At 61.1% G+C, this 10,208-nt stretch carries 13 protein-coding genes; 11 read left to right on the top strand and 2 right to left on the bottom strand.

What is annotated here, in order from left to right; genetic code table 11:
* The 6 genes from M3O22_05355 to M3O22_05330 all read left to right on the top strand — a co-directional run.
* On the top strand, positions 1-302 hold a 302-nt coding region (locus tag M3O22_05355; protein ID MDP9196181.1), incomplete at its 5' end, for an ABC-type transport auxiliary lipoprotein family protein.
* A complete protein-coding gene (locus tag M3O22_05350; GenBank protein MDP9196180.1) occupies positions 299-1,426 on the top strand; it encodes a TAXI family TRAP transporter solute-binding subunit in 1,128 nt (375 codons plus the stop codon). The genes M3O22_05355 and M3O22_05350, both read left to right, overlap by 4 nt.
* Positions 1,426-2,235: an undecaprenyl-diphosphate phosphatase gene (locus tag M3O22_05345; GenBank protein ID MDP9196179.1), complete on the top strand. Its 810-nt coding sequence runs from the start codon at positions 1,426-1,428 to the stop codon at positions 2,233-2,235. The genes M3O22_05350 and M3O22_05345 overlap by 1 nt, the downstream gene beginning before the upstream one ends.
* A 42-nt stretch (positions 2,236-2,277) precedes the next feature.
* Positions 2,278-3,087, top strand: a complete 810-nt coding sequence (locus tag M3O22_05340) for a GNAT family N-acetyltransferase (GenBank protein MDP9196178.1) — start codon at positions 2,278-2,280, stop codon at positions 3,085-3,087.
* Positions 3,088-3,091: 4 nt separating this feature from the next.
* Positions 3,092-3,901 carry a 1-acyl-sn-glycerol-3-phosphate acyltransferase gene (locus M3O22_05335; protein MDP9196177.1) on the top strand — a complete coding sequence of 270 codons (810 nt, stop codon included), beginning with the start codon at positions 3,092-3,094 and terminating at the stop codon, positions 3,899-3,901.
* Positions 3,882-4,325, top strand: a complete 444-nt coding sequence (locus tag M3O22_05330; GenBank protein MDP9196176.1) for a GNAT family N-acetyltransferase — start codon at positions 3,882-3,884, stop codon at positions 4,323-4,325. Before M3O22_05335 ends, M3O22_05330 begins: the two co-directional genes overlap by 20 nt.
* A 41-nt stretch (positions 4,326-4,366) precedes the next feature.
* Here M3O22_05330 and M3O22_05325 read toward each other — a convergent pair whose 3' ends face one another.
* Entirely contained in the window at positions 4,367-5,335 is a 969-nt protein-coding gene (locus M3O22_05325; GenBank protein ID MDP9196175.1) for a hypothetical protein, read from the bottom strand.
* Positions 5,336-5,504: 169 nt separating this feature from the next.
* On the opposite strand from M3O22_05325, the gene M3O22_05320 reads away from it, so the two are divergent.
* The 4 genes from M3O22_05320 to M3O22_05305 all read left to right on the top strand — a co-directional run bounded on the left by M3O22_05320 (position 5,505) and on the right by M3O22_05305 (position 8,389).
* Positions 5,505-6,032, top strand: a complete 528-nt coding sequence (locus tag M3O22_05320; GenBank protein ID MDP9196174.1) for a hypothetical protein — start codon at positions 5,505-5,507, stop codon at positions 6,030-6,032.
* 8 nt (positions 6,033-6,040) lie between these two features.
* Entirely contained in the window at positions 6,041-6,739 is a 699-nt protein-coding gene (locus M3O22_05315) for an N-acetylmuramoyl-L-alanine amidase (protein MDP9196173.1), read from the top strand.
* A 67-nt stretch (positions 6,740-6,806) separates the two neighbouring features.
* On the top strand, positions 6,807-7,586 hold the full coding sequence (locus tag M3O22_05310; GenBank protein ID MDP9196172.1) for a hypothetical protein: 780 nt from the start codon (positions 6,807-6,809) through the stop codon (positions 7,584-7,586).
* Between the two features lie 95 nt (positions 7,587-7,681).
* Entirely contained in the window at positions 7,682-8,389 is a 708-nt protein-coding gene (locus M3O22_05305; GenBank protein ID MDP9196171.1) for a hypothetical protein, read from the top strand.
* A 31-nt stretch (positions 8,390-8,420) separates the two neighbouring features.
* On the opposite strand, the gene M3O22_05300 is transcribed toward M3O22_05305, so the two are convergent.
* Positions 8,421-8,855 (bottom strand): hypothetical protein, encoded by a 435-nt coding sequence (locus M3O22_05300; GenBank protein MDP9196170.1) that lies wholly within the window; start codon positions 8,853-8,855, stop codon positions 8,421-8,423.
* 157 nt (positions 8,856-9,012) lie between these two features.
* On the opposite strand from M3O22_05300, the gene murF reads away from it, so the two are divergent.
* A partial coding sequence (gene murF, locus M3O22_05295; protein ID MDP9196169.1) for a UDP-N-acetylmuramoyl-tripeptide--D-alanyl-D-alanine ligase occupies positions 9,013-10,208 on the top strand: 1,196 nt, incomplete at its 3' end.

Below are 10,208 nucleotides of genomic sequence, written 5' to 3'. Positions count from 1 at the left end.
ATCCCCTGTCGGTGCGCGTGGACTATGCCCTGAAGGTGGAGGCCCGGGATTTCCAGGCGGAGTATGAGGGCAAGCCGGACGGGACCCCGCCGAAGGTTCATGTGCGCCTGAGTGCAAAGCTGGTGCGGATGCCCCAGCGCACCATGGTGGCTGGCGAAACGTTCGAGAGCGTGATCACCGCAGACAGCAATACCTTTGACAGCATCGTCCGGGCTTTTGATGCCGCCACACGGGAGGTCAACGGACAGATCATCCGCTGGACCCTGGCGACAGGAACCCCGGCCCGGAAGAGGGAAAAATGAGTATGAAATTCCCGCGCAACCCTGTCTGCCTCCTCCTGGCTTCTGTCCTTCTGGTTCTGTCCACAGGCCCTGGAGCCGCGGCCACGCCAGCCAGTCCTCCGCCGCCCAAGCCGGCAGTATCCGGAGAGGAAAGCATCCCCGAGGTATCCCCGGCCCCGGACAACGATGCTGCCCCTGCTGAAGAGCCTGCTGCGTCCCCTGTTTCCGCAGCCCCTAATGGCAGGAAAGACCAGGTGGTGATCGGTACAGGGCCTGTAACGGGCCTGTATTTTCCGGCCGGCGGGGCTATCCAGCGGGTTCTCAACCGCCAGGAGGAAAAGACCGGATTTCATGTCTGGACCGAAAGCGCGGACGGGTCTGCAGCCAACCTGAAAGCCCTGAAAGAGGGCAGGCTGGATATGGCTATTATCCAGTCGGACTGGCAATATCATGCCGTCCGGGGCACCGGCGTGTTCAGGGCATCCGATGCCTTTCCGGACCTGCGTTCTGTCCTGACACTCCATGCCGAGCCCCTGGCCATCCTGGTGCGGGTGGGGACCGGCATTGACAGCCTTGCAGCCCTTGAGGGGAAAACTGTCAGTCCGGGCCAGAAGGGAAGCCCGACCCGGGCCCTGATGGATATGCTGTTTGCAGCCCGGGGCTGGAGCGCGGGAGAGGACCTGAAGGTTGTGGACATGGCCATGGCTGACCAGACCGAGGCCCTGTGCAGCGGCGAGGTTGACGCCATTGCCTTTGTGGCCGCCCATCCCAACGGACTGGTCCAGGAAACCGCCGGCCGGTGCGCGGTGTCCATCCTGCCGGTGGAGGATGTCACAGCAAACTCCCTGACCGGTGACAATCCCTTTCTGGTCCGCACGCGTATTCCCGGCGGGTTGTATCCCGGTGTGGATGATGATGTTCCCACAGTGGGCTTGGCCGCGACTCTGGTGACCACAGCGTCTGCGGATGAAGCCATGGTGCATGCCGTGGCCTGCGGAATCCTGGACCGGGTCCAGGATTTCCGGGACCAGCATCCGGTACTGCACAGCCTGACGGCGAAAACCATGGCCGGGAAGCCTGCCGGCGCCGACCTCCATCCCGGTGCGGAGCGCTGTTTCAGGGAAGAGGGCCTTCTGCGCAAATGATGGTCGAAGCCCTGCTTCTGGGCCTTCTGGAAGGTCTGACCGAGTTCATTCCTGTATCCTCCACCGGGCATCTGCTGATCGCCAGGGAATTTGTGGGATTCAGGGGGCCGCCCGGCTTTGTGTTCGAGGTGGTCATCCAGCTGGGCGCCATCCTGGCCATATGCTGGATCTACAGGGCCCGGCTGTTCCGGATGCTGTCCGGCGGACTGGCCGGGGATGTACAGTCCCGTCGCCTGGCGCTGGCCATCCTGCTGGCTTTTGTTCCGGCCATGGTCATCGGGGCCCTGGGGCACAGTTTCATCAAGGATACCCTGTTCCGGGATCTGCCCCTGGTCTGCCTTATGCTGGTTGCGGGCGGTGTGGCCATCCTGGTGATCGAGAAGGTGGTGCCACCGCCGGTGGTCCGGGATATGGAGCAGATTTCCCTGCGCCGTGCCTTGGGCATCGGCTGTATCCAGGTCCTGGCCATGGTTCCGGGCGTATCCCGGTCCGGGGCTACTGTCATGGGAGGGATGCTTCTGGGACTTGATCGTAAAACAGCGGCAGAGTTCTCGTTCTGGCTGGCCATTCCCACCATGCTGGGAGCTGCGACCCTTGGCCTGTATATGAACCGGAATGTGCTCACGGCCGATGGCCTGGAACTGATTGCTGCAGGCTTTGTAGCGGCCTTTCTGGCGGCCATGGTGGTGGTGCGCCTTGTCATCGCCCTGATCCAGCGCCACGGGTACAGGCCCTTTGCCTGGTACAGGATCGTTCTGGGCTCCCTGGTTCTGGTATTTCTGCTGGCCCGGAACCACACCTTTGTGTGAAAGGTTTTCCTTTCGGAAAGGCAATGGGGTATAGAACTCACGATGACGATTCTGACAGAACAGTTTTCCGAGGAAGACCTGCGTCTCGGCTCCCTGGAGGTCCGCCTGGCGGAGACGCCGGCGGACATCGATGCGGCCCAGGCCCTGCGCTACCGGGTTTTCTATGAGGAAATGTCCTCAAGGCCCACGCCGCAGATGGCCGCGCGGCGCCGGGATTTCGACGCCTTTGACGAACTGTGTGAGCATCTTCTGATTGTGGATCACAGCCGGGGCAGGAGCGTGGACGCCATCGTCGGGACATACCGCCTGATCCGGCGCTCTGCCGCGGCCCGCAAGGGCGGGTTCTATTCAGCCGGGGAGTACGATATCCGGCCCATTGTGGAGTATCCCGGCGAAATCCTGGAGCTGGGCCGTTCCTGTGTTGAGGCTCCGTACCGGACCCTTCCCACCCTGCAGCTGCTGTGGCGCGGGATTGCCGCCTATGTGTTCCGCCATGACATCCAGCTGATGTTCGGCTGCGCCAGCTTTCCGGGGACAGATCCCCTGGCGCTGTCCCACGAGCTTTCGTATCTTTATCACAATTACCTGGCCCCGCCGGAGCTGAGACCTGTCGCCCTGCCACAGTACTATACGGACATGCGGCTTGTGGATCCGGAAAAGATCGATACCCGTGCTGTTCTGGCTTCTCTCCCGCCCCTTATCAAGGGATACCTGCGCGTCGGATGCTATATCGGCGACGGGGCCTTTGTGGATCCCCAGTTCAATTCGGTGGATGTCTGCATTGTGGTCAGGCTGGACCAGATAACGGATAAATATTACCGCCACTACGACAGGCGTAACAAGAGCCAGTAATATTATGGCACCCCATTCCGGGCTTCGCAGCAGCTGGCGTCTGGCAGCATATCTTGGATGGACCTTCCTGTGCCTGCCTGTCCAGATAGTGGCCGTGCGTTTTCCGGGGCCTTTTCGTGTCTGGTTTCCCCGGTTCTATCACGGGGTCTGTACGCGCCTCCTGGGGCTCGAGGTTACTGTTGTCGGAAAGCAGGCCTCTCCCGGTCCGGTCCTGTATGTCTCCAACCACTCGTCCTATCTGGACATCATGGTTCTGGGTGCGGTCATTCCCGGATCCTTCATCGCCAAGACCGAAGTGGGAGCCTGGCCCCTGTTCGGCACCCTGGCGCGGCTTCAGCGCACGGTCTTTGTGTCCCGGTCCCGGAACCGGTCCGTGATCCGGGAAAGGGACGGAATCCAGTCCAGGCTGGAGGCCGGCGATAACCTGATTTTGTTCCCCGAGGGGACCACATCCGACGGAAACAGGGTGCTTCCGTTCAAAAGTGCGTTCCTGGCAGTGGCGGAGTCTGTTCCGGGGCGCACAGTAACGGTCCAGCCCGTGTCCATTGCGGCGGCAAGCCTGGACGGCATTCCGCTGGGGCGGCTGCTGCGCCCCGTCTATGCCTGGTATGCGGACATGACCTTGCCTGGCCACCTGCCGAAAGTTCCGGGCTACGGGAAGATCAGGGTTGTGGTGGAATTCCATCCGCCCGTGACTCCGGACACCTTCGGCGATCGCAAGGCCCTGACGGAATACTGCTGGAAGGAAGTGGCCGGCGGCGTGGCCCGGGCCGTGACAGGCCGGCCGGATACCCATGCAGCCGTCGTGTCCTGATATGGACAGCACTGTCCGGCCTTTCCGGCCCGGGGACCGCGAGGCCTGTATCCGGATTTATGGGGAGGCCCGCCGGGCGGCCTTTCACTGGATGCCGCCGGACCAGTTCAGGGACCAGGATTTCGATCGCGATACGGCCGGTGAGGTGGTCCTGGTGGCAGAAAAGGGAGGGCGGATCCTGGGCTTTGTCTCGGGCCGGGACCGGTTCGTGCATACCCTGTTTGTGGACCCGCCGCTGCGGGGCCAGGGGCTGGGAAGCCTGCTTCTGGACAGCCTTTTGTCCCGGATTGGAACACCGGCGACGCTGCGCTGCGTTCTGGGCAACCTGCCGGCCCGCCTGTTCTATGAAAAACGGGGCTGGGCCCCGGCGGGGGAGGGAAGGGACGCCATGGGCCCGTGGATCCTGTACAGAAAATTTCGCTGAAAAAATGCCCCCTCTTCCTGGGGAAGAGGGGGCAGTGAAGATCAGGGAAGCGGTTCTACGTTAAACCCCTCATAGCGCCGCACACCACCTTTTCCGCGCGGTGGATAGAGTATGCCTTCGCATCCACAGGCCTCCATGATGTCCTGTTCCCATTGTTCAGGGGTCAGGATTCTATTCTTGTGGCTTTCGTAGAAAGCTCCGGGATCCTGTGTGCCAAGCAGGCCCCAGGTAAACCATCTGGCGTTCTCGAGCAGCTTGCCGGTTGTCAGTTGGGGATTCTTTTCGATCATATCAGCTGTATCCCTGAAGACCTGCGCCACATGTTCGTTCTTCCCGCTGAGGATTTTGGCGTGCTGGCGCAGGGTTTCAGCTATGCTGCTGGCTGATGTGCCTGCGACGCATTTGACCCCCCTGTCCATCTGGTAGGCAATATCATCCAGGGCACCCAGATAGTCTTCCCAGATCTGGGGAGGCATTGCCCCGCTCATACGCATGTTTTTGGCCTTTTCTACAGCTTCCATGCTGGCCAGTTCCTTGCTGAACAGTTCCTGTGCCCTTCCCAGAAATTTCGCTACGGCGGCCCGCAGGTCCTTCTTCTGGGCCTGGCAGGGATCGTCAGCCTGGACGCAGCTCTTCTGCAGGGCCTGCTGGAACATTGCATCGCATGCGACATTCCGCTGCTGGAGGTTTGTCAGCAGGTTCTGCATTTGTGTCAATGCGCCCGCCGGTGTGCCTCCGGCCAAGGTGCTGCCCACCCTGCTGGTTGCCTGCAGGGTCACATTCGCCATGTTTGTCCTGCATATAAAATCATGGATGGCAAGATCAGAAAGAGTGGTTCGGCATGGATCATCCTTTTCCAGTTTGGTCGGGTCACGCCGTGTGTTTTCAACGGGGGCAACAGGGGGAGACTTCAGGGGCTCCCGGACTGCATCGCTGCATGCTGTCAGAAGCAGGGCTGCTGCGGCACCTGCAATAACACGTTTCGCTCCGGATGTCAGTTGTTCAAACATCTCTTGTTCCTTATGGTTGTTGATCGTGTAGAATCACCACTATTGGATTTATAGATAGTTATATAATAAATTTCAAGTCTTCCATATCCAGCCGCAGGAAGAAAGGCCGGAACAGGGGTTTCAGCCTGTGCTTTCTTGCCATCGGATCTGCAACGCAGTACCCTGAGGGATGTTTTTTTTCCGCATCCTTTTGCTGGCGGTCCTGCTGACTGTCGGCATTGATTATGTCCAGGACAGGTACTGGCCTGCCGGGGAAGGGGGCGTGCGGGAAGGGCAGCCCACAGCCCGGGTGGACACTCCTTCCGTGCCGCCCGGTCCGGGGGTCGCTGATGTGGCCGTGGCTCCGGCCCCCCACGTGACGAGGGCGGGGGCAGCAGTGCAGGATCCCTCCGGCACACGCCTGTCCATCGGGCAGGCTGGCCCCACCGCCATGACCGCTGTGACGGACCAGGCCTCCGGCATGCTGACAGCCCTGGAGAGCCGGATCCCGGCCACCCGCTATGGCATCCAGGGTCGGGTGCTCGGCATCGTCCGGGGTGCCATCGGCGAATTCAGAAAGGTTCTGCGCCATGCGGGGGCCAACTGGTTCCGCCCTGACGGGTCTGTGGACATCGGGGCTGTGATGCGGCCCCCGCCCGGCCGCGTCAGCCTGCCCCCCACGCCTCCCGTTACTTTCCCCACGCCACAGAAGCGATAGTCCCGGACATGCGCCTTGTGGATCATCCCTCTCCCAACCATGGTCCCCGGGCCGATGGCGTTTCTGTGTCCATCCTGCTGGTCCACTACACGGGTATGAAAACAGGACAGGCCGCCCTGGACCGGCTGTGCGATCCGGCCGCGCAGGTCAGCACCCATTACGTAATTGACGAAGACGGGACGGTGTACCGCCTGGTGGATGAAAACCGCCGCGCCTGGCATGCGGGGAAGGGGACCTGGCAGGGACAGGATGACATCAACAGCCGGTCCGTGGGGATTGAGCTGGTCAATCCTGGCCACAGGTACGGCTACCGCCCCTTTCCGCAGATCCAGGTCGAGGCATTCCGCACGTTGGGCCGCGAGGTCATGGCGCGGCATGGTATCCCCCCTGCCGGAGTGCTGGGGCATTCGGACATTGCCCCGCTGCGCAAGGAAGACCCGGGGGAGCTGTTCCCCTGGGAAGCGCTGTCTCGCGAGGGTATCGGCATCTGGCCGGATCCGGATTTCCGCCCGGGTAGTTCCGGGCCGGTTACGCCCGCACAGGCCTGCGCCTGGCTGCGGCAGGTCGGGTACAGCGTGGACGAAACCATCCTGGAGCCGGTCCTGAAGGCTTTCCGCCGGCATTATCATCCGGAGGGCCTTGCGGCAGAGGCTGCCGCGGAAACCCTCCGCCGCCTGCAGGCTCTGGCAGCAGGAAAATTTCTGTAATCTTCACGGCTTCTTAACCGTTTTCCAGCAAGACTGGGACAGATTTTATCTGCCAGGAGGCAAAGTCATGGAAAAAAAGTTGTTCGACCAGCGTGTTGTGGATTTTGCCGCAGCGACAGGAGATCTGGACAGTCTGTCCGGCCTGAAGAGACTTGAATCCTTCCTGAAAGGGAAAACACGCAGCCAGATGGATCGCTGGTTCCAGGGATTTGTGGACGCAACTTATGATGCTTTCACGAACTCCGATGAATCTTCTGAAAGGAAGATGGAAGTCCTGAAGAATATAGCCAAAGGTCTCAAGGCCATTGGACAGGAAAAAATCTACAGGGATTTTACGGATGCTTTCCGAAGTCTGGGGCCAAAAGAAGCAGCTATCGAGGCCCAGGCCAGCCGGGTCCGGGAGGGCCTTCTGGGGCTGGGCGATCCTGGCGTCAAGGCCCTTCTGGAACGGCAGACAGACACTGATCCTGTTGTGCCCGCTGTCCGGTCTCTCAGCCGGGTACATCCTGAAGAGGAGGTCCGCCAGATCATCAACAGAATGCGCAACAGTGGTGGCGACCTGTCCGACATAACAGCACGCGGCGTGGCAAATCTTGTGAAAAAACTGATTTCCGCTGACAAGCCGGGACCAGGACTGGCTGTCGAAATGATCGACGCCATTGCCCGGAAAAACCTGAAGGGACTTCTCTCCGGAATTGACCGGGATCTGACGCATGCGCTGATGGAAAGTATCGGAAAGGATGTCAACGGGGCTCAGCTGATTGGAAGTCCGGGACTGGCGATGCTGAAAGGGCGTGACCTTGTACATGAAACTGCCCGCAGGATGGGTGCCCGCCCCGCGGCCTGAGGCATGTCGTTACTGACAAAAACCTTGACCTGGTTTTGGTTGCATTCCTTATTGATCCCGCCGGGGGGGTGTAATTTCCCCCGGAAAGGGATGCGATGGAACAGGATTTTTCTGGATATCCGCATGTGGCGGAATTTGACCGGGCTCTGCGGAGTTTTGAGGCGCTGGGAGCCTTTGTCAGGGGAAAAACGGAACGGGAGCTGCGAGGATTCTTCAGCGATTTCCCTGCCGAGGTTATGACCTGGTCGGTCCTGGTAAAGCCCCCGGAAGACCAACGACAGAGTTTTCTCAAGCGCACGGCTGTTGTCCTGAAGGCCCTCGGCCAGGAAGACGCCTGGGAAGACTTCATGGGCACCTTTGACCTCCTCGCGCCGGAAAGGCAGGTCCTGGAAAACCGGGCCCGGGTGCTTCGGGCGGATCCCCATTTCCGGTCCCTTGTACCGGTGGATGGTGTCTCGGGCCTGTTTCAGGCCACAGAACTGCTGCTGCAGGTCCGGGAGATTATCGACCAGGCAACAGCAGGCCGTGAAAACTTTGACCTGACTGCGGGCACTGTTTCAGGCCTTGTCCGCCACCTTGTAGCAGAAGGCAAGGCTATGGACGCGGCCACCGTGGTCATTGTCCTGGCCAATACTTCCGCGGGGGATATCCTGCAGGGCCTGGACAGGGAAACCGTCGTGGAACTGATGGAAAGCCTTGGCGGGAGGCCGGATACAGCCAGCCGGATGCTTTCCCTGGCCTCGGCCCTGAAAAGGGCAGGTCTGGATCATCTGGTCGTTATGGCAAAAGCTCCGGGGCCGTGACTGCTCGCTGAATCCCCTGCAGGATTGCGGGTCAGCGGCGGGAGGGGTCGAAGCCGCTCCTGCCATATTTCCAGGCGTCCACTGCCGCGTTTGGTGCGGCGGCGGCAGGTTTCTGGGCCACAAGTGCAGGTGCAGCCTTTGGCAGGGGTTTCATGTCTTTGCCCAGCGCAGTGACGCTGGTAATGCTCAAGGCCTCTTTGTTGGCCTTTGTCAGAATTGCTGTCTGGAAATGGCCAGTGGTATCAGGATCACCATGGCAGACAGCGCGCATGGTCGTTTTATCTGTTTTTATAAAGGTCACCAGATTTCCCATTTTTGCGGTCTGGCACAGGTCACGCAACACTCCAAAAGCGGAATTCCGATGACTCTCTGACGCAAACGTCAGGTCAAATGCGCCCTTGATGTCGCCGGTGCTGACAGCAGCGGGGCGGTCATGGGACCTAAAAGCCTGTGCGGCAGGAGTCACCCGTCTGTCCGGTATTTTGCCTGATATTCCTGCCGACATGGTGCACCTGCCCTGCAAAACTGTTCGTACATGCACCATTCAAAAGCATATTGATTAAAATATTGTTAATATGCCGGGTCTGTGCTGTTTTTTCTTCTTCTGCAGGAAAGGGATTTGCATGGCCGCCCTCTGGACCGCTGAAGACGCCGCAAAGGCCACCAGGGGCGCGAATACGGGGCTCTGGAAGGCCACAGGCATGTCCATCGACACACGCACCCTCCAGCCCGGGGACCTGTTCGTGGCCCTGCGCGGCAACGCTCTGGACGGCCATGTGTACGCGGCGCAGGCCCTGAGGGCAGGCGCGGCTGCTGTCATGGTGGATACCTTGCCCCCCGATCTGCCGCCGGGTGCGCCGGTGCTGAAGGTGTCCGATACCCTGAAGGCGCTGGAGGATCTGGGCCGTTTTTCCCGCGCCCGCAGCGCCGCGAAGATCATTGCGGTGACGGGCTCGGTCGGCAAGACGGGCACGAAAGAGATGCTGGCGGCCGCCCTGTCGGCCTGTGGCTCCGCCTTTGCCACGCAGGGCAACCTGAACAACCACTGGGGCGCACCGCTCAGCCTGGCCCGCATGCCGGCCGACGTCCGGTATGCTGTGTTCGAGCTGGGCATGAACCATGCGGGAGAGATCGGTCCCCTGTCGCGCCTGGTGCGGCCTCATGCCAGCATCATCACCACCATCGAGGCCGTGCATCTGGCCCACTTTTCGGGGCTGGAGGCCATCGCCGATGCCAAGGCCGAGATCTTTGAGGGCATGGAACCCGGCGGCACAGCCATCCTGAATGCGGACAACAGCCAGTCCGGCCGCCTGCGCCAGGCGGCTGAAAAACGCGGCTTGCAGGTTATCAGCTTTGGCCAGCAGCAGGGCGCGGATGTCTGCCTGCTGTCCTTTGTGCCTGAAGATACAGGCAGCACGGTCACCGTTCTGGCGGGGGGCGAGACCCTCACGTATCGCCTGTCCCTGCCGGGGCAGCACATGGCCCTGAACAGCCTGGCGGTACTGGCGGCGGTGCGGGCCGCAGGCGCGGATGTGGCTGTGGCGGCAAAGGCGCTGGAGAAACTCTCACCTGTCCAGGGCCGCGGATCACGCCTTGCTGTAACCCGGCCGGACGGAACATTGACTATCATCGACGACAGCTATAACGCCAGTCCCGCAGCGGTGAAAGCTGTGCTGGCTGTTCTGGGGCAGGTACGCAGCGGCCGGAAAGTAGCCATCCTGGGCGACATGCTCGAACTGGGCGAGCAGGCCGATGTCCTGCATGCCAGGCTTGCGGATGCTGTTGTCGCTGCGGGCGTGGAGGCAGTACACTGCTGCGG

The organism is Pseudomonadota bacterium (assembly GCA_030775045.1).
Classification (GTDB): Bacteria; Pseudomonadota; Alphaproteobacteria; order JALYJY01; family JALYJY01; genus JALYJY01.
Note: the sequence above shows the minus strand (reverse complement) of the source record. Positions and strands in the feature narration are given on the sequence as shown.